Origin of the sequence: Halobacillus sp. Nhm2S1, assembly GCF_019599545.1 — a bacterium.
Lineage (GTDB): Bacteria > Bacillota > Bacilli > Bacillales > Halobacillaceae > Halobacillus.
Genome location: NZ_JAIEZV010000004.1, coordinates 315,729 through 339,238 on the forward strand (window position 1 = coordinate 315,729; position 23,510 = coordinate 339,238).

20 protein-coding genes are annotated in these 23,510 nt (G+C 46.8%); 2 read left to right on the forward strand and 18 right to left on the reverse strand.

Annotated features, from left to right (window positions below; translation table 11 throughout):
* Positions 1-366: 366 nt before the first annotated feature.
* From K2225_RS17055 to K2225_RS17135, 17 genes are all read right to left on the reverse strand, one after another.
* The gene (locus tag K2225_RS17055; RefSeq protein WP_220585845.1) at positions 367-654 is read right to left on the reverse strand and encodes a YkvS family protein; all 288 of its coding nucleotides are present in this window, start codon (positions 652-654) and stop codon (positions 367-369) included.
* Positions 655-948: 294 nt separating this feature from the next.
* A complete protein-coding gene (locus K2225_RS17060; protein WP_220585846.1) occupies positions 949-1,149 on the reverse strand; it encodes a hypothetical protein in 201 nt (66 codons plus the stop codon).
* A 33-nt stretch (positions 1,150-1,182) separates the two neighbouring features.
* Positions 1,183-2,565: a 23S rRNA (uracil(1939)-C(5))-methyltransferase RlmD gene (gene rlmD / locus K2225_RS17065; RefSeq protein WP_220585847.1), complete on the reverse strand. Its 1,383-nt coding sequence runs from the start codon at positions 2,563-2,565 to the stop codon at positions 1,183-1,185.
* 173 nt (positions 2,566-2,738) lie between these two features.
* Complete coding sequence (locus tag K2225_RS17070; RefSeq protein WP_220585848.1) at positions 2,739-3,659, reverse strand: diacylglycerol kinase; 921 nt, start codon at positions 3,657-3,659, stop codon at positions 2,739-2,741.
* Positions 3,660-3,814: 155 nt separating this feature from the next.
* The gene (gene gatB / locus K2225_RS17075) at positions 3,815-5,245 is read right to left on the reverse strand and encodes an Asp-tRNA(Asn)/Glu-tRNA(Gln) amidotransferase subunit GatB (RefSeq protein WP_220585849.1); all 1,431 of its coding nucleotides are present in this window, start codon (positions 5,243-5,245) and stop codon (positions 3,815-3,817) included.
* Positions 5,245-6,714: an Asp-tRNA(Asn)/Glu-tRNA(Gln) amidotransferase subunit GatA gene (gene gatA / locus K2225_RS17080; RefSeq protein ID WP_146815660.1), complete on the reverse strand. Its 1,470-nt coding sequence runs from the start codon at positions 6,712-6,714 to the stop codon at positions 5,245-5,247. The genes gatB and gatA overlap by 1 nt, the downstream gene beginning before the upstream one ends.
* Positions 6,715-6,726: 12 nt before the next feature.
* Positions 6,727-7,017, reverse strand: coding sequence for an Asp-tRNA(Asn)/Glu-tRNA(Gln) amidotransferase subunit GatC (gene gatC / locus K2225_RS17085; RefSeq protein ID WP_089651494.1), 291 nt, complete (start codon positions 7,015-7,017; stop codon positions 6,727-6,729).
* Between the two features lie 346 nt (positions 7,018-7,363).
* A complete protein-coding gene (putP, locus tag K2225_RS17090; RefSeq protein ID WP_220585850.1) occupies positions 7,364-8,875 on the reverse strand; it encodes a sodium/proline symporter PutP in 1,512 nt (503 codons plus the stop codon).
* Positions 8,876-9,370: 495 nt separating this feature from the next.
* Positions 9,371-10,921 (reverse strand): L-glutamate gamma-semialdehyde dehydrogenase, encoded by a 1,551-nt coding sequence (pruA, locus tag K2225_RS17095; RefSeq protein ID WP_220585851.1) that lies wholly within the window; start codon positions 10,919-10,921, stop codon positions 9,371-9,373.
* Between the two features lie 308 nt (positions 10,922-11,229).
* Complete coding sequence (locus K2225_RS17100) at positions 11,230-12,405, reverse strand: CamS family sex pheromone protein (protein ID WP_146815666.1); 1,176 nt, start codon at positions 12,403-12,405, stop codon at positions 11,230-11,232.
* Positions 12,406-12,494: 89 nt separating this feature from the next.
* Positions 12,495-14,495, reverse strand: a complete 2,001-nt coding sequence (gene ligA / locus K2225_RS17105; protein WP_220585852.1) for an NAD-dependent DNA ligase LigA — start codon at positions 14,493-14,495, stop codon at positions 12,495-12,497.
* A gap of 14 nt (positions 14,496-14,509) precedes the next feature.
* Positions 14,510-16,744, reverse strand: a complete 2,235-nt coding sequence (gene pcrA, locus K2225_RS17110) for a DNA helicase PcrA (RefSeq protein ID WP_220585853.1) — start codon at positions 16,742-16,744, stop codon at positions 14,510-14,512.
* Entirely contained in the window at positions 16,741-17,451 is a 711-nt protein-coding gene (pcrB, locus tag K2225_RS17115; protein WP_220585854.1) for a heptaprenylglyceryl phosphate synthase, read from the reverse strand. The genes pcrA and pcrB overlap by 4 nt, the downstream gene beginning before the upstream one ends.
* 287 nt (positions 17,452-17,738) lie before the next feature.
* On the reverse strand, positions 17,739-18,326 hold the full coding sequence (locus K2225_RS17120) for a YitT family protein (RefSeq protein WP_220586014.1): 588 nt from the start codon (positions 18,324-18,326) through the stop codon (positions 17,739-17,741).
* A gap of 140 nt (positions 18,327-18,466) precedes the next feature.
* The gene (locus K2225_RS17125) at positions 18,467-18,769 is read right to left on the reverse strand and encodes a YerC/YecD family TrpR-related protein (protein ID WP_146815674.1); all 303 of its coding nucleotides are present in this window, start codon (positions 18,767-18,769) and stop codon (positions 18,467-18,469) included.
* Positions 18,770-18,782: 13 nt separating this feature from the next.
* A complete protein-coding gene (locus K2225_RS17130) occupies positions 18,783-19,841 on the reverse strand; it encodes a DUF3048 domain-containing protein (protein ID WP_220585855.1) in 1,059 nt (352 codons plus the stop codon).
* Positions 19,842-19,877: 36 nt separating this feature from the next.
* Positions 19,878-21,623 carry an adenine deaminase C-terminal domain-containing protein gene (locus K2225_RS17135; protein ID WP_220585856.1) on the reverse strand — a complete coding sequence of 582 codons (1,746 nt, stop codon included), beginning with the start codon at positions 21,621-21,623 and terminating at the stop codon, positions 19,878-19,880.
* A gap of 73 nt (positions 21,624-21,696) precedes the next feature.
* On the opposite strand from K2225_RS17135, the gene K2225_RS17140 reads away from it, so the two are divergent.
* Both K2225_RS17140 and K2225_RS20220 read left to right on the forward strand, forming a co-directional pair.
* The gene (locus tag K2225_RS17140; protein ID WP_146815680.1) at positions 21,697-21,951 is read left to right on the forward strand and encodes a YgaP family membrane protein; all 255 of its coding nucleotides are present in this window, start codon (positions 21,697-21,699) and stop codon (positions 21,949-21,951) included.
* A gap of 193 nt (positions 21,952-22,144) precedes the next feature.
* Entirely contained in the window at positions 22,145-22,252 is a 108-nt protein-coding gene (locus K2225_RS20220; RefSeq protein ID WP_335808466.1) for an EYxxD motif small membrane protein, read from the forward strand.
* Here the strand turns inward: K2225_RS20220 and purD are convergent.
* Positions 22,214-23,497, reverse strand: a complete 1,284-nt coding sequence (purD, locus tag K2225_RS17145) for a phosphoribosylamine--glycine ligase (RefSeq protein WP_220585857.1) — start codon at positions 23,495-23,497, stop codon at positions 22,214-22,216. The genes K2225_RS20220 and purD overlap by 39 nt on opposite strands.
* Between the last annotated feature and the right edge of the window lie 13 nt (positions 23,498-23,510).

Genomic DNA, 23,510 nt, shown 5'->3' on the forward strand with positions numbered 1-23,510 from the left:
TCTACTTTGTAAACGTTTACTATCAGTCTGATCGTGTTAGTTTTTTGCTAAGTTCTCCCAAAAAAATTCTTTCATCAGGTGCCAAAAAGCAGGGGAATGACAAATACCCCCTATTTGTTTATTTCTTCTCCAACCACGTCACACACTCTACATGGGATGATTGGATATTGCTGATAAGAAAAGATGAAGTAGTGTTTACCTTATTCAAAGACGGCGCCTGACACCTGCTATGGTAGTGCTTTAACACAATGGGGTCAATACCGAAATAGATGTTTTATCAGATCCGTCCCTGCGCATATCCACACTAAAAAAAGAACATCACACTCGATCAGTGTGATGCTCTTTTTTATATTCCTATTGTTGAACTTACACGTCGCGACGTTTTTTAATGCTGTAGTTTGTATGAGCAACAACGGTTTTTTCAAAATCTAAATTGCGCTCGTGGAAATCATCCATAATGGTCATATCGCAAACAACGGAGTTTTGTAAATTAGCAGAAGTCACGACAGCTTCAAACTGTTGGCCGTCTTTTTGGAAAGTAATAATATCGCCTACGGTTGCTTTTTCCTCTTCTTTTACTTTCTGTTCTTCTTCTGATTCTTTCTTTTTAAACGCAGCATCAACTAAACCTTTGCTTATATTTTCATCAGCCATGAGAAATTCCCCTTCCTAGTGAGTGAATGTAATGTAGTTTTTGTAGTTTCGCTTTCGTTGGTGTCAAGATTCTGGCCAAGGGTTTCCTTATCTATACCCTTAATCAAGTGCCCTCATTCACCTTAGAGTATTACTCTATTACGATTCTTTTTTATAAGAATCGGACAACGCTTCCTAGATAAAGTACCCTGCACTCCAACGAATGTAACATGTAAAAAACAGGCCGGTTGTTGTGTGGTTACCTCCCCAAACACAACAACCGGCCCCGTATAGGCTTAAGAATTTACTTTTTCTTCATTCATCCATCTCCACTACTCTCGCTACTTTACTGATACAGTTTCCGCATCTGCAATCCAACATAACGCCCACAGGATGATCAACGATAATGAAGTCAGTGATTGTGACAGGACCACTACAGTTTGTACAATACACATTGGCTATAAGTTGCTTTCTAAAATCCTTTGGTAACGACAACCACATTTTGTTCGCTACCACTTCAAGTACTCCCTTAAAAAACACTAATGAGATTTACTCTTCTTTCTTCTCCAACCACGTCACACACTCCACGTGGCTCGTCTGCGGGAACATATCGACCGGCTGAACTTCCTTCGTCTCATACCCGCCATCCTCTAAAATACGCAAATCACGAGCAAGTGTCGAAGGATTACAGGATACATAAACGATCCGCTCCGGTTCCATATCAAGCATTGCCTTCAACAGCTCTTCGTCACAACCTTTACGAGGAGGATCGACGACAATCACGTCTGGACGAAGTCCTTGGTTACGCCACCATGGCATAAGCTCTTCCGCTTGTCCAACATAGAATTCTGCGTTATCCATTTTGTTCAGACGGGCATTCTTCTTCGCGTCGGTCACAGCTTCTGGTACGATTTCTACGCCGTACACTTTCTTCGCTTTCTGCGCGAGGAACAAGGAGATGGTACCAATTCCGCAGTAAGCGTCAATGACGGTTTCTCCACCTCTTAGATCGGCATAGTCGAGAGCCTGATCATAGAGCTTCTTCGTCTGTGTCGGGTTGACCTGGTAGAACGACTTCGGTGAGATCATAAATTTGATGTCGCCGATCGTGTCATAAATGTACTCATCACCCCAGATGATGTTCGTTTCTTTTCCAAGGATGACGTTCGTTTTTGCACCGTTCACATTATGGACGATCGATTTCACATTTGGAAAGGCATCACGGATCTCATCAATCATTTTGTCTTTGTGTGGAAGTTTTTTCGTCTTCGTGACGAGGACAATCATGATGTCTTTCGTATTCTGACCGGTACGGACCATGATGTGTCTCAGCACGCCGCGATGGGTCTGTTCATCGTAGGTATCCATTCCGTTTTTGGATGCGATGCGGCGGACGGTTTCGACCATGCGATCGTTCATTTCGTCCTGAATCAGGCATGTGTCCATGTCGATGATGTTGTGGCTTCGTTTCTGATAGAAGCCTGTCATCAGTTCACCGTTTTCTTTCTGCCCGACAGGAATCTGGACTTTGTTACGGTAACGCCACGGGTCCTCCATACCAACCGTCGGGTGGACAGGGACATGCTCAAGATGTCCGATTTTCTTCATGTTGTCTTTCACTTGCTTCTGTTTCATATCGAGCTGCATTTGATAGCTCATATGCTGAAGCTGACAGCCACCGCACTGGTAAAACACATCACATGGCGGCTCAACACGGTCTTCACTTGCTTCTGTCACTTTTACCAGCTTGCCAAAGCCGAAGTTCTTTTTCACTTTGACGACTTTCACTTCGGCCTTTTCACCTGGAAGGCCATACGGTACGAAAAGTGGATAGCCATCGACTTTCCCTACCCCATTGCCTTCGTGGGTCAAATCTTCAAAGCTCAGTTCAATCGTATCGTTCTTCTGTACGGGCGGTTTCGGTTTCGCCATTGTTCATCCGTCCTTTATCTATATACTCTAACCGTAGTTTATCATATCTCTAAGTGCGGAGTCGCCCCGGGTAGCTGCTCGATGTCATAATTGTGAAGTCGCCCAGACAGGCTAGTTTACTCTCTACAAACAAAACAAAAGAACGCCACTGTCTCAAACAGCAGCGCTCCCCATTATTCTTCTTCGTCAGCTTCTTCTTCTTTAAATATGTCTTCTGGAACAAAAAAGTCCAGATGTCTGTATAAATTGACAAATTCCCCGGGCAATAATCCACCGAATTCCCCGTCGATATTCAACTGCATCTTTTCATCTGTCTTCACTTTCACACGACTTGCGGTCATGTGAATGAATTTCGGATGATTCAAGTGGTTACCCTGGATGGCAAGCGTCGCTAAACGGACGAATTCTGCGATGTTCATTTTTTCAATGATCATCAGGTCGAAAAGTCCATCATCCATACGAGCGGATGGCGCCAGTTTCTCAAGGCCGCCGACAGAGTTAGTATTGCTGACGAGGAAAAGCATGATCTCGCCTTCATACCATTTGCCGTCATACTCCATTTCGACGTAGGTCGGACGGATCGATGGAAGCATCTCAATGCCTTTTAAGTAATAGGCAAGCTGACCGATCATCGTCTTCAACTTACTTGGTACTTCGTAAGAGATTTCGGTTATTTTACCGCCACCGGCGATATTCATGAAATATTGGTCGTTGACACGGCCGATATCGAGCGGATGGCTGTAGCCTTCCAGGATGATATCCACCGCTTTATGAATGTTTCTAGGCACGTGTAAGGCACGGGCAAAATCGTTCGTTGTCCCGACTGGAATGATGCCGACTTTCGGTTTGTGTGGTTTTTCGGCAAGTCCGTTGATGACTTCATTGATGGTTCCGTCTCCCCCTGCAGCGACAACCAGATCGAATTCACGATCGACGGCGTACTCCGCTGCTTTGACGGCGTCACCAGCACATGTTGTGGCATGAGTGGAGGTCTCGTAACCGGACTGTTCGAATCGTTGCAAAATGTCCGGGAGAACCTTGCGTATGACTTCTCTTCCAGAGGTCGGGTTATATATAATTCGGGCACGTTTCATCGTGTATGACCCCCTTTTCTATCCAAGCATGTTCCATTCTACATCATAGCGCTTTTTCCTGGATTTGCAAACCATTTCTATAGTATATGATGACAAGTCTTAAACCATACGAAAGCACGCACCAGCAAGTGCGTGCTTTCTTGAAATTTAAGCAATTAGCGCTTTTCCATCTCTGCAAGGATGATCTTGTTGACCATCGGTGGGTTCGCTTGTCCTCTAGTTTCTTTCATCACCTGACCGACAAGGAATCCAAGGGCTTTATCTTTTCCGTTTTTGAAGTCTTCGATGGACTGAGGATTGTTGTCCATGATGCCGACAACGATTTCCGTCAGCTGGCCTTCGTCGGAAATTTGGACAAGTCCTTTATCCTTAACAATCTTCTCAGGATCGCCGCCTTTTTCTACAAGCTCTGTGAAGACTTTCTTCGCGATCTTGGAACTGATCGTTCCGTCTTCGATCAACTGGATCATCTTCGCAAGAGAAGCCGGAGTCAACTCAAGCTCATGAAGCTCTTTGTAGTGCTTGTTCATGTAAGCTGATACTTCACCCATCAACCAGTTGGATGCCTGCTTGATGTCCGCTCCCTCGGCAATTGTTTCTTCGAAGAAATCGGAAAGCTCTTTGTTGTTGGTAAGAACCATCGCATCGTATTCTGGAAGCTTCAGTTCTTCGATGTAGCGCTTCTTACGGGCATCTGGAAGCTCAGGAATTTCGGCACGGATGCGTTCTTTCCAAGCTTCATCGATGTGTAGAGGCACAAGATCCGGCTCTGGGAAGTAACGATAGTCGTCAGAACCTTCTTTGACACGCATCAGAATCGTTTCTTTCGTCTGCTCATCGTAACGACGAGTTTCCTGAAGGATTTCCCCTCCGGAAAGCAGTTCTTTCTGCTGACGCTTCTCTTCGAATTCCAGTCCTTTTTGTACAAAGGAGAAGGAGTTCAAGTTCTTAAGCTCTGTCTTCGTTCCGAACTCTTCCTGACCGATTGGGCGGATGGAAAGGTTGGCGTCACAACGTAGGGACCCTTCTTCCATCTTACAGTCAGAAACGCCTGTGTACTGGATGATGTTTTTCAATGCTTCCAAGTACGCGTACGCTTCTTTCGGTGAACGGATGTCCGGCTCAGAAACGATTTCAACGAGCGGAGTACCTTGGCGGTTGTAGTCGACAAGGGAGTATCCATCATCGCTGTGTGTCAGCTTACCTGCATCTTCTTCCATGTGAAGACGCGTAATACCGATACGCTTCTTCTTGCCATCGACTTCGATATCGATGTAACCATTCTCACCGATCGGCTTATCAAACTGGGAAATTTGATATGCTTTCGGGTTGTCCGGATAGAAATAGTTTTTACGGTCGAACTTCGTGTCTGTCGCGATGTCACAGTTCAATGCCATCGATGCTTTCATTGCAAAGTTCACGGCTTCTTCGTTCAATACTGGAAGAACACCAGGGTACCCAAGGTCGATCGGGTTTACGTTCGTATTCGGATCATCTCCGAACATGTTCGGAGACGGGCTGAAAATTTTCGAGTCTGTTTTTAATTCTACGTGGACTTCAAGTCCGATAATCGTTTCAAAGTTCATTAGCGCGCACCTCCAAGGGACGGGCGTTGTTTATGATAATCAGTCGCCTGTTCGAAGGCATGAGCGGCACGGTAAACGGTACCTTCATCAAAGTGTTTTCCGATGATCTGAAGGCCGATCGGCAGACCGTCTCCAGAGAAACCGCATGGGATGGAGATTCCTGGTACGCCTGCAAGGTTAACCGGAATCGTCAAAATATCGTTCGCATACATCGTCATTGGATCGTCGACTTTGTCCCCTACTTTGAAGGCAGGTGTCGGTGTTGTCGGCCCGATGATGACATCGTAGTCTTCAAACACTTTTTCAAAATCGTTCTTGATCAACGTACGGACCTGCTGAGCTTTCTTGTAGTACGCATCGTAGTAACCAGAGCTCAACGCGAAGGTTCCAAGCATGATGCGGCGCTTCACTTCGTCACCGAAACCTTCCGCGCGGGAACGCATAAACATGTCTAGCATGTTTTTCGCATCTTCGGCGCGCTTACCATAACGGACACCGTCAAAACGGGCCAGGTTCGCAGATGCTTCAGAAGACGAAATCAGGTAGTACGTGGATAGCGCGTACTTGGAGTGAGGAAGAGAAACTTCTTCCCATGTCGCTCCCATTTTTTCGTATTCTTTAAGAGCAGCTTTAACTGCTTCTTTTACTTCTTCAGAAACCCCTTCAGAAAGGTATTCTTTCGGTACACCAATTTTCATGCCTTTGACATCACCAGTTAGAGACTCGGTGTACTTCGGCACTTCGACGTTGGCAGAAGTAGAATCCATCTTGTCATGACCAGCGATTGTCTCAAGCAAGAACGCATTGTCTTCGACGCTGCGCGTGATTGGTCCGATTTGGTCAAGAGAAGAGGCGAACGCGATGAGTCCGAAACGGGACACACGGCCGTAAGTCGGTTTCAATCCGACCACACCACAATAAGCCGCTGGCTGGCGGATGGAACCGCCGGTATCAGAACCGAGGGAGTAAGGAACTTCTCCTGCGGCTACAGCTGCGGCAGAACCACCACTGGATCCGCCTGGAACGTAATCGGTATTCCATGGGTTACGAGCTGCTGCGTAGCTGGAGTTTTCGTTGGAAGAACCCATCGCGAATTCGTCCATGTTCAATTTTCCGATGGTAACGGACTTGGCGTCATTCAGTTTGTTGACAACGGTCGCGTCATACAAAGGATCGTCCAGGTTAGAGAGAATCTGGCTTCCTGCAGTTGTACGCAGTCCTTTGGTTACGATGTTGTCTTTCACACCGATCGGCAGACCGAAAAGCTTCGCATCGTCGTTGCCGCGCTCCTGGTCAAGCTCTGCTGCCTGCTTCTTGGCTGCTTCTTTGTTCAGCGTGATGAAAGCCTGGACTTCTTCATCCACTTCTTCGATACGCTTGTAAGACTCCTCCACTAAGTCCGTGACGGAAATCTCTTTGTTATGTAGCTTCTCTTGAAGCTCACGTAATGTATAGTCAAATAAAGACATCGTCGAACCTCCTTATTCCAATACGGATGGCACTTTGAACTGTCCATCCTGCTTGTCCGGTGCATTTTTCAGTGCATCATCCTGAGAAATCCATTTCTTCGGCTCGTCCTTACGCATGACGTTCTTCAAATCAAGAACGTGGGTCGTAGGCTCGACGCCTGTTGTATCTAATTCATTCAATTGTTCCGCATACGTGATGATGTCATCAAGCTGCTTCGTGAATGTCGTTGCTTCTTCTTCCGTGATCGCAAGGCGCGCGAGATTCGCGACGTGCTTCACTTCCTCTTTGCTAATTCTGGACATAATGCGACCTCCATTTCGATCTCACATAATATATGATCATACCAAATATCAGAATCCATTTTCAACGTACGGATACACCTTTCTTAGTTTAACACATCAAAAGGACGCTGTCTTATCGTGTGAGTTCCCTTATTTGGAAGAGTTGTTTCGAGACTTTTGTCGGTCGTTATAGGCATATGAAGAAGCGACACTCGAAACTACGGACGTTGATTGACGTCCAGGACAGAAATCCTTTCTCCAAAGAACTAGCTCGAAAAAATAAAGAAACCAGATCTACCTGATTAACTTTGAAGAAACTAAAAAAATTCCCGGCCATAAGGCCGGGAATTTTGTGGTAAAGAACTTCTTACATTTTCGTAACTTTATCAAATTCTTCAGCAATCTCTTCCGGTGGTTGACCAGTAAGACTGACAAGAATTGAAACAAGCCCACCTAGGATGAAACCAGGTACGATTTCGTAAAGGTCGAAGATTCCTCCACTCAGGAAGTCACCCCAAACGACAACGGTAACCGCACCGACGATAATTCCGGCAAGTGCACCATTACGTGTGATGCCTTTCCAGAATAGGGACAAGATGATTACGGGACCGAATGCGGCACCGAAACCTGCCCAAGCGTAAGATACAAGACCAAGAACGGTACTGTCCGGGTTACCTGCTAGAAGCACCGCGATCAATGCGATACCAGCTACGGCAACACGACCAACCCATACCAATTCTTTCTCAGTAGCGTTCTGACGGAACAGTGCTTTATAGAAGTCCTCTGCTAGTGCAGATGAAGATACAAGCAGCTGAGAGTCAATCGTACTCATAATGGCAGATAGAATCGCTGCCAACAGGATACCGGCAATGACAGGGTGGAACAGGATCTGAGAGAACGTGATGAAAATCTTCTCAGAGTCGACAAGCATCTGGATGCCGCCTTCTGTCATTACTTCTGCGTTGAATGTAGAAAGATCAGCTACATCTGCCGTATTGATGTAAGCAAGTCCGAATAGACCTGTGAAGATGGCACCGTAAAGACCTAGAACCATCCAGCCGATACCGATCAAACGTGCTTTCGGAACGTCCTTAGGAGATCTTAGAGCCATGAAACGTACAAGGATGTGCGGCTGACCGAAGTAACCAAGTCCCCAAGCAAGAGAAGATAGGATCGCAAGGGCACCGACACCTTGAACCATGTTCAAGTGAGATGGGTCAATTTGAGCTACTGCGTCTGTGGCAGCATTCCAACCACCAAGTTCAGAAATCGCAACAATTGGTACTGCGATTAAGGCAAAGAACATCAGGATACCTTGAACAAAGTCTGTCCAACTTACGGCTAGGAATCCACCTAAGAAAGTGTAAGAAATAGTAACAATTGCGCCTAACCATAGAGCCTGTGTATAGCTCAATGCAAAGGAAGCTTCAAACAGCTTCGCACCGGCAACCATACCGGAAGATGTATAGAAGGTGAAGAATAAAAGAATGACAGCTGCAGAAATGACACGTAACACGTGGGAGTGGTCACGGAAGCGGTTCTCAAGATAGTCTGGAACAGTAATCGAGTCATTTGCAATCTCCGTAAATACACGAAGTCGGCGTGCGACGAACTGCCAGTTTAAGTATGCACCAATAGCTAGACCAACACCGATCCAAGCTGCGGATAGTCCTCCAGCGTAAATCGCACCAGGCAGACCAAGCAGCAACCAACCACTCATGTCGGATGCGCCGGCAGATAGTGCGGCAACTCCTGGACCTAAACGACGACCACCTAAGACATAGTCAGATAAATCACTTGTTAGACGATATGCAGCAAAACCGATTCCCAGCATACCGATTAAATAGACAATAAACGTTATTAACGTAGCAGTACTCATGTTTTGTTATTCGCTCCTCTCAGTGAATAGTGTAATGATAGATAGAATGATTAAAATTGGCATTGGTACAAATAACCAGAACCATGTTGCTCCAGCGATGGTTGCTGATGTTGCAGTAGCGAGTTCAAACACATTTCCACCTCCCAAATGTTGGTTTATACAATCCTATGCAAAGCGTACCGACGCATGGTTCTTAAGTCATGAAGACTTAAAAAAACCAAACACAGGTACAACTATATCATATAACTTTTGTAAGAACATTGCAAAAATTGTGCGAATAGGTCATAATTGAATTTTTATTCATTTATTTAGTATGAAAATACACATATGTGACATTTTTATGATAATCATTCACAAAATTTATTTTAAAAAATTTTCGAGTCCATAAAAAAATGGGGAAATGTCCCCTTTTCCCGACAGCGTTAGTATGTTCCATTTTTCATGAAAAAATCCCTTTCCACATGTATGCGGAAAAGGGATTTTTTGGGCTTTCTATTACAGCATTTCAGAAGTTGTTTTTCCTTGCATATGATGAATAAGGTAATCAGGCCCTCCAGCTTTTGAATCGGTTCCTGACATGTTGAAACCACCGAACGGATGATAGCCGACGATCGCTGCCGTACATCCACGGTTGAAGTACAAGTTACCAACATGGAAGTCTTCGCGTGCTTTTTCTATATGCTCGCGATTGTTGGAAATCACAGCCCCAGTTAAGCCATATTCGGTATTATTTGCGAATTTGATCGCCTCGTCGAAAGATTTCGCCTTCGTGAATCCTACCACAGGACCGAAGATTTCCTCCTGCATGAGACGTGCATCCGGAGCAAGGTCAGCAAAAACAGTCGGTGCGACAAACCAGCCTTTGCTGTCGTCTCCTTTTCCGCCTGTCATCAACCTTCCTTCTTCCTTACCAATTCCGATGTAACTCATAATCTTATCATAAGCACCCTGGTCGATCACGGGTCCCATGTAGTTGCTGTTATCCGTTGGATCACCATAGTTCACTTGTTCCTTCGTCTTCTGAACGACTCGTTCCAGCAGCTCATCATACACATCTTCATGAGCGATGACACGGGAACATGCGGAGCACTTCTGTCCAGAAAAACCGAAAGCCGAGTACGTAATCGCATCAGCTGCAAGCTCGAGGTCAGAATCGCTGTCGACGACAATCGTATCTTTTCCGCCCATTTCAATGATGGTACGCTTCAACCACTTTTGACCTTCGTGGACTTTTGCTGCACGCTCAAATAAACGAGTACCGACTTCACGGGAACCCGTAAAGCTGATAAAACGAGTACGAGGATGATCGACAAGATAGTCGCCGACTTCCTTACCGCTTCCAGGGATATAGTTGATAACTCCTTTCGGCAGGCCCGCTTCTTCCAGCACTTCCATCATCTTATAGGCGATGATCGGAGTCGCACTGGCCGGTTTCAGAAGAACCGTGTTCCCGGATACCATAGCAGCAACCGTCGTTCCACACATGATGGCAAAGAGGAAGTTCCATGGAGAAATGACAACCCCTACTCCAAGCGGAATGTAATGGAAACGGTTGTTTTCAATCGGACGGGAATTGATTTCCACGCCTTTATCAATTTCAAGCATTTGTCGCCCATAATACTCCATGAAGTCGATCGCTTCCGCTGTATCCGCATCCGCTTCTTTCCATGGCTTCCCGCCTTCTTTGACGAGGTGTGCCGTAAACTCATGCTTACGACGACGAACAATCGCTGCAGCACGGAAAAGGATGTCCGCACGGAACTTCGCTTTCGTTTTTCTCCACCAGTCAAATGTCTCATCGGCCACCTGGTGAGCTTTCTCAGCAAGATCCTGATTCGCCTTCGACACATAGCCGATGACTTCTTTCTTATTAGCTGGATTGACGACCTCGATCTTGTCATCCGTCATGATCCGCTCCCCGCCGATGATTAGAGGGTACTCTTTTCCAAGGTCCGCTTCTACCTGCTTGATTGCCGCCTGCAGAGCTTTCCGATTTTCTTCCACTGTGAAATCAGTAAATGGTTCGTGTTTGTAAGGGACTACCATAAAAAACCGCCTCCTTGAAAAGTAAAATGGGTGACGCTATGTAATAGTTTGAAAATTACCACATTAAGCGTTTCCACAACTATTCTATCGTAACTATGCATCTAGTTCAAACGATTGAGGCTGATTTTATCGCAAATATTCAACTGTGGAGAACTGAGGACAAACATTTGCGTATTTCATCAAAATTCCTAGATATTTTTCTACTTTTGTCGAAATTTCACTATTCCTCAACTGTGTCTATTATATTAAAGTGCCTGATTGTCTAATAAAAAAGACCGCATGGGGTAGTGGCCCATGCGGTCTTTGTATTATTCGTAAACATGAACGAAAGGTTCCTGCTCGCCGGCTTTTTTGACGATCAGACTTTCCGGTTCATCCATGCTGTGGATATTTACTTGGACATTATAGTGATCTGCAAACATTTCGTTTACAAGACTGTACACATATTGTGTGAAGCCGACAACTTCCGATTCAGATTGGAATTGGATTGGTATTTCAATCGACACTTCACGCAGTTCGTTATTGACGTAAAATCCATTGCCGATCATGCCTACGAAGTTCGGGAAATAGTCGGATACTTCTTTTCTGAAGTCCGAGAAGATCTGTGAATCATCGAAGTGGTCCTCTTCTGCTTCCTTGGATGGAAACAGCACGTGTTTTTCTTCGATACGATCCCAGCCATTTACGGTCATGTCCGACCCTTTAACGTACGTTTTACTTAAAAACTTACCTGGAACTTTCGAGCTCGCTTCCTCTTCTTCATAAAGGGCGAAGACGATTGGAACATCGTTCAGCTCTTCTCTTTTACGGATTCTATCTAATATTTCATCCGCATATTCTTTCCCTTTTTTAAGGAGCTCTTCCGTTGAATGATCTTCGGATAAGCTTTGTCCCTCTACTGTGAAGTTATATACGGTTCGTAAGGAAATCCCGATAGTTAGCCCACTCAGTTCCACCTTATTTTCGTCTTTTCGAACTAAGTAATTCTGTTCTATGATGTTGGAAATGTAGCGGGGGCTCTCACGGAAGTCTTCCTCTGTTGCTGCGTCCTCATTCAATTCAGGATTCAATCCATCTTCGACTTCTTCAGGATCCTGATCTTCTTCTACTGGCACGTTTCCATCACGCCCCAACCATGTAAGAAGTGTATCTCCATCCAAGTACTGGCCAGGCTGGAAGAAGTATTTATCCGGGTCGTAGTATTCTTTAGAATGACGGCGAAGGCCGCTTTCAAATTCATCGATATCCATCCGGTTGCCCATCTGGTTCGTCGTCACAGCACGGGCGGTTGAAACCTTCGGGCTGCTCTCTGTCAGGATCATCCGGTAATCCTGTTCCGACATGTTGTAGTTCGGAATGATGGCGGATTGATTATTTTTTTCATCTTTCGTTTCCTGTATAACTTCTTCTCTGTTGTCAAAAACGGGCGTACACGCGCTTACGACGAGCAATGAACTAAGCAACAGTGCGTGCATCTTCCTCATGCTTTCCACTCCCTTAATGAGACCAGCCGGAGCGTCTTTGACTTCTCACGCTCCGGCTCGTCTTGTATAACCATAAAACGTTTGGCCGATCAGGATAGAGCGTTTTTGAACTGCTCTTCATCCCAAATTTCAATCCCCAAGTCCGATGCTTTCGTGTACTTGGAACCGGCGTCTTCCCCAGCGATAAGAAGGTCGGTTTTCTTACTGACACTTCCTGTCACTTTCCCGCCAAGTTCCTCAATCATTTTCTTCATATCCGATCGGCTGTAATCCTCCATTTTCCCTGTAAGGACCACAGTCTTATCGTTGAAAGGAGAATCGATCGGCTGGTCGCTCTTCTTCGCACCTTTGTATTCCATGTTAAGACCGAGACGCTTCAATTCTCCCAATAACTGGAGGACCTGGTCTTCATCAAAGTAGCTGGCGATCGATTCGGCCATCTTGCTGCCGATTTCAGGAATGGCTTCAAGTGCAGCGGCATCCGCTTCGACGAGGGCGTCCATATGTTCAAAATGCTGGGCAAGCGTACTTGCGGCTTTCGAACCAACGTAACGCACTCCAAGACCGAACAGCAGTCGCTCGAGGGAGTTTTCTTTTGAAGCTTCAATCGCATTCAAAAGGTTCTCCACTGATTTTTCACCCATACGATCAAGCTGCAACAGCTCTTCACGGTCGAGCTTATACAAGTCTGCGATCGTATGAATTAAGTTCTCCTGGAAAAGTTGGGCGATCACTTTTTCCCCAAGACCTTCAATATCCATCGCATTTCTTGAAACGAAGTGAATCAAGCCTTCCCGCAATTGGGCCGGACAGTTCGGATTCACGCAGCGTAAAGCGACTTCTTCATCAAGACGGACAAGCTGACTGCCACACTCCGGACATTCTTCCGGCATGCGGTACGGCTCTTCTTCACCAGTCCGCTGATCTTCAACTACACGGACGACTTCAGGGATGATGTCTCCGGCTTTCTTGATGACCACCGTGTCTCCGATACGGATGTCTTTTTCGATAATCAGGTCTTCATTATGCAAGGATGCACGTTGCACCGTTGTTCCTGCAACTTTGACCGGATCAAGAATCGCTGTCGGAGTCACCGCACCTGTTCGGCCAACACTGAGTTCAATATCCTTCAGCTTCGTGATCGCTTCTTCTGCCGGGAACTTGTAGGCCGTTGCCCACCGCGGGCTTTTCGCCGTAAAACCTAAGTCTTCCTGTTGATCGAGGCTGTCCACTTTGATGACGATGCCGTCAATCTCGTAATCAAGATCCGCACGGTGTTCGACCCAGCTATTCACATAGTCGATGACCTCTTCGATATCGTTACACTTTTTCCATTCCGGATTTGTTTTCAAGCCGAGCTCTTTCATTTTCTCCAGGCGTTCACTGTGCGCTTCTGTCGGATCATTTTCCCACACACCGATGCCATATAAGAAAATGTCCAGATTACGCTTGGCCGCAATTTTCGGGTCCAGCTGTCGTAAGGAACCCGCAGCGGCGTTACGTGGGTTGGCGAAAGGTTCTTCCCCATTCGATTCTTTGGCTTCATTCAATGCCATGAATGACTTCTTCGGCATATACGCTTCGCCTCTGACTTCGACGGTCACCGGTTCTTTCAACCGAAGAGGAATGTTTCGGATAGTCCGCAGGTTTTTCGTAATATCTTCCCCGGTCGTCCCATCTCCACGAGTCGCTCCCCGCACGAAAATCCCATCTTCATATTTTAGAGAAACGGCAAGGCCATCGATTTTCAGTTCACATACGTAATTGACCTCTGCCTCCGTGCCATTTTTGACACGACGGTCGAAGTCGCGCAGTTCTTCATCATTAAAAGCATTGCCGAGGCTGAGCATCGGGATGTCGTGCTGCACTTTTACAAAAGCGTCCAGAGGCTTGCCACCGACCCGCTGGGAAGGTGAATCCGGCGTCTGCAAGTCCGGGTGCTCTTCTTCAAGCTTGATCAATTCCTGCATTTTTTTATCATATTCATAGTCGGAAACACTCGGATCATCGAGCGTGTGATATTCATAACTGTACTGTTCGAGATCCTGTCTGAGTGTTTCGATCTTTTGCTTAGCTTCCGTTGCGTTCATATCCATCCACTTCCTTACGCTTTCGTAATCGGAGCAAAACGAGCAAGCAGGCGCTTAATACCTGTCGGTGCCGGGAAGGCGATATCGAGTTCCATCCCATCTCCTTCACCCTGCACTTTGACGACCGTGCCTTCGCCCCACTTTTTGTGGTGTGCTTTATCACCCGGCTGCCAGCCGATTTTTTCCCCGCCTGAAGATTTTTTCTCAGGCTTCTTCGCGGCCCGTTTTTTCGGAGCGGCTTGAGGCTTCGTACCGAACGGCGTGCTTTCACGTTTTTTATTGAAGAATGGCAGCTCTTCTTTCTGTTCTTTTCCTTGTATCAGCTCTTCCGGAATTTCATGAATAAAGCGACTGATTGGATTCATGTTCGTACGGCCGTACAGGGTACGCATTTTCGCGTGAGAAATGAACAACTCTTTTTCCGCACGGGTAATCCCGACATAAGCAAGACGGCGTTCTTCTTCCATTTCCTCTTCATCCATTAGCGCACGGCTGTGCGGAAAGACGTTCTCCTCCATACCAATGAGGAAAACAACTGGGAACTCGAGCCCCTTCGCTGAGTGCAGCGTCATCAACGTAACGGTGTCATCACTACTAGGGTCTTCATTCATAGAATCAATATCCGCAATCAAAGCGAGATCCGTCAAGAAAGCGACCAGTGTTTTATCTTCGGCGTTTTCTTCAAAGTTTTTCGTAACAGATTTGAATTCTTCAATGTTCTCAAGGCGGCTTTGCGCTTCGATGCTCTTCTCGTTCATAAGCATCTCTTCATAGCCGGTCTTATCGATGACTTCCTGGACCATATCCGTTGCAGAAAGGAATTCCTGCTGCTCGGCCCAATTCTGGATCATTTTACGGAAGCTCATGATCGCTTTCGCTGCTTTAGCGCTGACCCCCACGAAATCGACTTCCGCCGCGGCTTCGTATAAGGAAATGTCTTGATCCGCCGCATAAGCAAGCATCTTATCCATACTCGTTTTTCCGACACCGCGCTTCGGTTCGTTGACGACACGCTGGAAGCTTAAGTCGTCGTTCGGGTTCGCGATGAGACGCAGGTAAGCAAGCATGTCCTTAATCTCTTTACGATCATAGAACTTCGTCCCACCGATCATCTGGTATGGTACCCCTGCTTTGACGAACGTTTCCTCAATCGTACGGGACTGAGCGTTCGTGCGGTACAAAATCGCCACGTCCTGATAGCGGAACTTTCCTTGGCGAACGAGGTCTTCAATTTTATCTGTGACAAAAAGACCTTCTTCACGTTCCGTGCCTGCCTGGTGGTAATGAATCTTCTCTCCACCTTTATTGTCTGTCCAAAGACGCTTCGGCTTACGGCCGCTGTTTTTATCAATGACGTTGTTGGCGGCATCCAAGATTAATTCCGTTGAGCGGTAGTTCTGCTCAAGCAGGATTGTACGTGCTTTCGGGTAGTCACTTTCAAAGTTCAGGATGTTTTGAATATCCGCTCCGCGCCAAGCATAAATGGACTGGTCGGAGTCACCGACAACACAGAGATTCTGGTAACGGCTCGCCAAATGTTTGACCAGTTGATACTGAGCATGGTTCGTATCCTGATACTCATCGACATGGATGTACTGGAAACGGCGCTGGTAGGATTCCAACACTTCCGGCACTTCGTCGAAAAGTCTTAAGGTTTGCATGATCAAGTCGTCGAAATCGAGCGACTGGTTTTTGCGGAGTTTCTTTTGATAGCCTTTGTAAATTTGGGCGATTTGTTCTTCATGCATGTTACCCGCTTGTTTTTCATAATCTTCTGCGGTCATCAATTCGTTCTTTGAATTACTAATCGCGCCGAGCATCGCACGCGGGTCCCATTTTTTCGGATCAAGGTTGATCTCTTTCAGTACTTGTTTAATAACAGAAAGTTGATCGCTCGAATCCAAGATCGAAAAATTGCGATCATAACCGATCCGGTCGATGTCACGTCTCAAAATCCTTACACACATCGAGTGGAACGTGGACATCCAGATTTTTTCCCCGTCTTTGCCGACAAGAGATTCGACACGCTCTTTCATTTCGCGTGCCGCTTTATTTGTAAACGTAATCGCTAATATATTCCGTGGCGCAATGTCTTTTTCACTAAGTAGATAGGCGATGCGGTGTGTCAGTACGCGTGTTTTACCACTTCCGGCACCTGCCATGATGAGCAGCGGGCCTTCTGTGTGGGTCACCGCTTCTCGTTGTTCTGTATTCAAGCCTTGAATCAATGCGTTCAATGCCTGTGTCATGAGGGTCCACCATCCTTCATCTTCATTGATTTAACGGCTTCGACCGTTTTAAGAGCAACCTCTAGGTTATCATAAATCACATCGCCGACAACGATGACATCTGCATAGGCGGCCATTTCTGACGCCTGTTTTTCCGAACGGATGCCTCCGCCGTAAACGAGGGATGTGTTTTCTAATTGTCGGGCTACGGCTTTGACCAAGTCTGGATCGCCGTAGGTCCCGCTGTATTCCATGTAAAAAACGGGCAGACGGAAAATATGTTCAGCCATCTGAGCATAGGCGAGGACATCTTCTTCATCCGGAAGCGAGCACTCCGTCCGTTTGAACACTTTCGCTTCAGGGTTTAGCACACAATACCCTTCTGTCATCATGTCCTGCCACTCGATCACATCTGCATACTCTTTGATCGCGTGGTGCTGCACATCAATCATCCACTTCTTATGACCACTGTTCAGCACAAGAGGGATGAAATAAGCATCGAAGCCGGGCGCAATCGCTTCGATGTCCGACACTTCCAACACAACGCTGATGTCGTACTCCTCGATGCGTTCCTGCAAATCCGTGACGTTTTCGAACGTGACGCCGTCTGTACCGCCGACGATGATCGCATCCGTTCCTGATGTACATATCTTTTCTAAGTCTGCGTCTGTGATCGTCTTATTCGGATCAAGCTTGAACACATGATCCCACTCGCTTATATTGTACATTTCCGTCCTCCAAAACAACAGTTATCCATCTACCCATTATAGCAAATTTTCATCCCCGGGTTGAGGGGCACAACCAAACAATTCTATGACCATTATAAGAAGAGGTTGTGAAGGGTGGTGGAAATATATGTATGACCTGGTACACCATAAATTGTAAACACGAAAAAGCCCGTCCTCTCCACCGAAAAGAGAGTCGGGCTTTGGCTTTGTGCTATTGTAAAATTATGGATGACCAGGTCATGCAGATGGGTCATCCAGATGATCATACAAACATTACCATACCAAAATCAAGATGGCTGTTCGGGGAGGAGGCGGGTGGATGTGAAGGTCATGGTGACGAGTCCCACGCTTAGGATGGTGATGGCGGAGAGCATGAGCGTCTCGAGTGAAAAGAGGTAGCCACTGGCACCGATAACCACGGCGTCGATCGCGAGGATGACGAATCCGACATTGACTTTGCACCAATCGGCGATCATCTGGGCGAGGAGGTCGGTTCCGCCCGTGCTTGTATGGACGCGGAGCATCAATCCAATCCCTCCACCCACAAGCGCCCCTCCAATAATAGAGCTGATTGCTGGATCGAGCGGCAAGTGATGGACCCGTAAACCTTGAAGAACATCAATGGAAAAAGAAGAAATCAACAACCCGTGCAGACTGTTGTAGAAATACGAACGGTAATAGAACCAGGCGAGCGTGAAAATCGGAATGCTGAAGCAGATGATCGTAAGCCCGACTTCAAGTCCCCATATATAATTGGCAATCATCCCGATTCCTATGATGCCTCCATCTAACACATGATCCGGAATCAGGAAAAAGTTGATGCCGAGTGAAAGTATCATACTGCCGAGAATGATCATGGCGCCTTTTTTCAACATCGTTTTCATCGGACAGGTCCCCTTCCATAGTACTAGCCTATGCCTGTCCGTTTTGTCTTAGAATCACGGAAAAGTGTTTCCATGGTCGGTTATTCAGATCACAAAAAAGACTGCCACAAATATTGGCAGTCTCCTATCATCTATTCGGTTTGTTTTGCCTGCACACGGTCAAGCGCTTGTGTATAGGCATCATTGCCATAATTCAAGCAGCGTTTCACACGGGAAATCGTCGCCGTGGATGCACCTGTTTCGGTTTCAATTTTATGATAAGTGAAGCCTTCGCGCAGCATGCGCGCTACTTCCAATCGCTGAGCGAGTGATTGAACTTCATTCATCGTTGCGAGATCATCAAAGAATTCATAGCATTCTTCTATACTCTGCAAAGATAAAACCGCTTCGAACAGTTGATCGAGCGTCTTTCCTCTCAATTTATCGATCTGCATGCCTTTTCCCTCCTTACTCCGATTCTACTGCAGCGTTTCCTGGAATGATGTTCACCCAAGTCTTCCCTGGTATAAATGCCAGAGGACTGCCGTCTTTATAGGGAAGCAATCGTCCATTGACGTTCTTCCACTCTACTTCTTTCATTTTTCCTTTTTGTAAAAGAAACCCGTTCCCGCCTGATGTCAGATCAATCGCACGACGGCCGGCACCATCAATGATCCGGTGGTCCGTTTCAATAATCATGACATTGTCTGCGGCTATCCATTCTCCATTTAAACGGTCGATGGATGGCTCTCCATCACTGGAACGTAAAAACTGCTCTTTCTCTTTATCATAAGTAAAACTCACGTTCGTCCGACTGCCATAAGTGACCTGGACGTCCTGCACTGGTGTGCCATCATAGAGCCCTTCTCTAGAGAAAGGCAGAGCTTCAGGTGCTCCTTCCGCCTCATAGCCTTTGTTCGCAACCGCCTGCTCGACTCCCTCTGTCAAAAGATAAGAATTGTGAGGAGCTGCACGATCGGAGGACCGTTTAAATAACCAGCCGTTGTTATCATACATCGCTCCATCCAGGAAATCGACACCGCTGCGGGCTACTTTTTGATTGATGGCCACAGATGCACCGTGATAGGTATAAAGCGCATGAAACCCATCAGCGATTTCAAAATAGTATGGACGTGCACTTCTTACCGGACCTATTGTATCAGGAATCTCACTATGGAACAAAGCGAGGAAGCGTGTAATCTGCCCCTCCGCCAAAACTTCATAGACAAGATCGGCCTGACTCAATCCGGATTGAGGCCTTGCTTTCGGGTGGTTGTTCACCATGACGGACAAGGCACGGTGGTCTGCATTTTCAGACGTCGGTTCACCCGTCAGTGGAAACGTTTCTGTATAGGCTTGTTCATTTTCTTCCTTTTCATCAGCGGTCACGTTCTCTTTTGTCTCTATTTGTTCTTCGACCGCTGTTTCTATCTCTTTCGTTTCTTCAGGTTGGGCGGCCCCTGCTTCCTTATTACAAGCGGCAAGAAAAAGGACGACAAGCAAGCTGAAGAATGTAAGCTTTCTCAATGATAGCACTTCCTTATCTGTATTCCCTCTTTTATTTTAACGCATTATTGAAGGAAAGAGTACCTCTTTCTTTTTCACATCCATGATTCCAAGCGGTGTAATTCGGATGAATGGCAAATGCATGGATGATAGGAAGAGGAGCGTGTAAACGGGATCATTGAAAGTAAAGCCATGTTCATTCAGGCATTCTTTCAATTTCGCTTCTTCCTCCATGAGCTCTTTCATCGGCAGATCGGCCATCACTCCGCCAAGAGACAAAGGCAGTTCAAATAGGACTTCCCCTTCATTGACGAGCACAATTCCACCACCGATTTCCTTCATACGTTGAAAAGCCTTCTTCATATCTTTACGCGATTTCCCTGTCAATATGATATCCCCTGTATTGCTGTAAGAGCTGACGAGACCGCCCAAACTCTGTGTGAATCCTTTCAGCAGCGTATTGACCATCCATTCTCCTTCCCGGTCCATGAGCATCAAGTAAGATTCTTTATTGTTCTCACTCAACCGGTCGGTGGAAGCATCCGTATCGATGGCATAAGGTTTCATAATGACATCATTCACCATCTCAAGACCAATCGGCATGGAAAACTGCATATCCGCATCCGTCACTTCCCAATCCAGTTGAAGCGGCTGTACACCGTTTTTCTCCCATTGAATTGGCGTTTCTTTTCTTAAAACTTCACCATCACGCTTCGTCCATTCCCCTTTAGCAATGATGGAGTGCGGCAGCGGGTCTTTCGGGTCGGATAAAAAGTTCAGGTGAGCGACGCGCCCGGCGTTCAAGCTTCCTACACGATTTTCGATTCCGAAATGACGAGCCGCGTGGTACGTAGCCATCATATATGCATCGATTGCCGGAACGCCTGCATCCAATGCGATTTGGATACAGGGATTGATCAGTCCTTCACGATAAAAGCCAGGCGTCGAACCATCCGTTGTGTACATCATATGGTCGAAGTGGGTGTGCCCTTTTTCAACAAGACCCTGTAAGATATCCGGAAGATCCGGACGGATGGATGAATAGCGCAATCCCGTATGATAACCGATTTCCAAACGTTTCAATACATCTTCAGCGGTCATCGATTCATGCTCTGAATCCATACCAAGCAGGCGCATTTTCACAAGCGTTTGTTCAGAAGCACCCGGAAGGTGAGCTTCCAATGGCTTTCTTGAGCGTTTGGTTTCCTGCATAAAATGCAGTATCTGCTCGTCTCCATGATGAAGGACATCCGGCCAGGCGGTCAGCTCTCCGCCCTGAATGACCGCATCGTGACTGATCCAGTCCAGAATCTGTGAATCGAAAGCATGACGATCTTCATCCCGAAGTACGGACTGGGAATCAAAGCGGGCCCACCAGTACATCGTTGCAGGTAAATCCATGAATTCTTCCAATAAAGAAAACGCTTTCTCTTTTTCCGTTAAAAAAAGCCACATCAAGTTATCGTTGACGAGCGTTGTGGTCCCTGTCTCTGCCGCATATTCTGCAAAGCTCTGGGGATTATATAACTGAAATGGGTGGGCATGCGGTTCAACATAGCCAGGCACAATATAACTGTCTGTGCCATCAATGATTTCCGTACCTTCTGTATAGGAAGGAAGCTCTTGGCCGGTATATATGATGCGATCCTCATATAACCAAATGTGGCCCTGCATCCATTTCTTTAAGTAAACATTCAAGTAAGTTGTATTTTTTATTAATTTCGTCGGCGCCGTTTTTCCATCGATGATGGCTGCATGTTCACGCAGCTGTCGGTTCCGCCAACGAAAACGTGTTTCGTTCATGGAGCGTACCTCCCTGAGATCATTATGTTCTATCGTAACACAGGATATTCCATTCTGGTAAGGAGGAAGCACAATGAAACCGAACATCGGAATCATCAACAGTATGGTCCGCATCACCGCAGGCCTCAGTATGCTGACCTATTTGACGATCCGCGGTGCACGCAGAGAGTGCGATTCTTCCCACCCGCTTCTGATCATGTTGTCTGCATTGAAGGTTGCGGAAGGGATTGTACGCTTCTGCCCTTTGACTGCCGTCTATGAAGAAATGGCTACAGAGAAAGACGGCATCGAGCAAAGCTGGCAGCAAAACCTTCCGCAGGACCAATAAACGCGGAGGTGTACGGCATGTTTCTGCCGATGATATTCTTGTTCCGTCGATATATTAAGAATTTGGCCGATAAAAATAAAGGTTAGCCATATCACGGTATTTTGGTCGATATAACCAAATGATCATTGATCAATCATAATCACCAACAAAAAAGAGCGGGCTGTCCCGCTCTTTCTTCAAAAGGATGAATCGTATGGATTTTATGGAATATTTCACAGACGTCGGTTTCGTTATCGTCACCATCATCGGTTCGATTGCCGCTTTATTCTATGTCGGCATGCGAAGCCGCCGAAGAGACTGATGATCGTCCGATATCTCTTCGATAGAAAAAGTCGCTCTGATTCTCAAATGGGTGGAGCGATTGATACGTACGGTCCAGCGCTTGCGCCAAGTCATTTCCTTTACTTCCAATTAAGAGGACGCGGCCGCCGCTGGATACATACTTCCCGTCTTCCCATGCTGTCCCCGCATGGACGACAAAACCGTCGTCATCCACTTCCACCTCTGGTAACGGACGCCCTTTTTCGTAGGCTCCTGGATAGCCTTCAGAAGCGACGACGACTCCCGCACAAACCCCCTCTGACCATGTCAGGTCAGGTTTTTTGCCATCCAGCACATCCATCATTACTTGCACCAGGTCATTTTCTAACAAAGGCAGAACAACCTGTGTTTCTGGATCTCCGAATCGAGCATTGAATTCAATCACCTTCGGCCCCTCAGACGTTTCGATTAGTCCCGCATACAAAATGCCTGTAAACGACCGGCCTTCTGCCACCATTGCTGCCGCTACCGGCTTCAAAATCTCTTCGACGGCAAAGGCGTACGAAGAATTATTCAATGCCTGCACAGGAGCGAAGGCTCCCATTCCGCCTGTATTCGGACCTTGATCTCCGTCAAATGCACGCTTATGGTCTTTCGCAGGGAGCATCGGATAAACATTCGAACCATTCACAAACGCCATCAGCGAGAACTCCTCCCCTGCCAAAAACTCCTCCACGACAATTTCACGGCTAGCATCGCCAAACTGGCCATTTTTAAGCATATCTTCCGCTGCTGACAACGCCTCATCCAGGGATTCAGCCACAACAACCCCTTTTCCTGCAGCCAGACCGTCTGCCTTCACGACAATCGGCGCCCCCTTTTCTTTAATGTAAGCTTGAGCAGCTTCCACATCCGAAAAAGCAGCATAACCAGCAGTCGGTATCTCGTATTCTTGCATGAGTTGCTTGGCGAAATGCTTGCTTCCTTCAATAAGAGCAGCCGCTTTGGTCGGACCAAACACCGGCAGGTCCGCTTCCTGGAAAGCATCCACTAAACCAGCAAGCAAAGGGTTTTCTGGACCTACCACGGTCAGTCCCACATTGCTCTCCTGGGCAAAAGCAACCAGCCCGTCAAAATCCTGCTCACTCGTATCAATGCATTCAGCCACCTGACTCATCCCTGCGTTTCCAGGAGCAGCGAAAACGCGACCCACCTGATGACTTTCTGCGAACTTCTGCACAAGGCTGTGCTCCCGGCCTCCTCGACCGATGACCAATACGTTCATAAGACTCCACCCT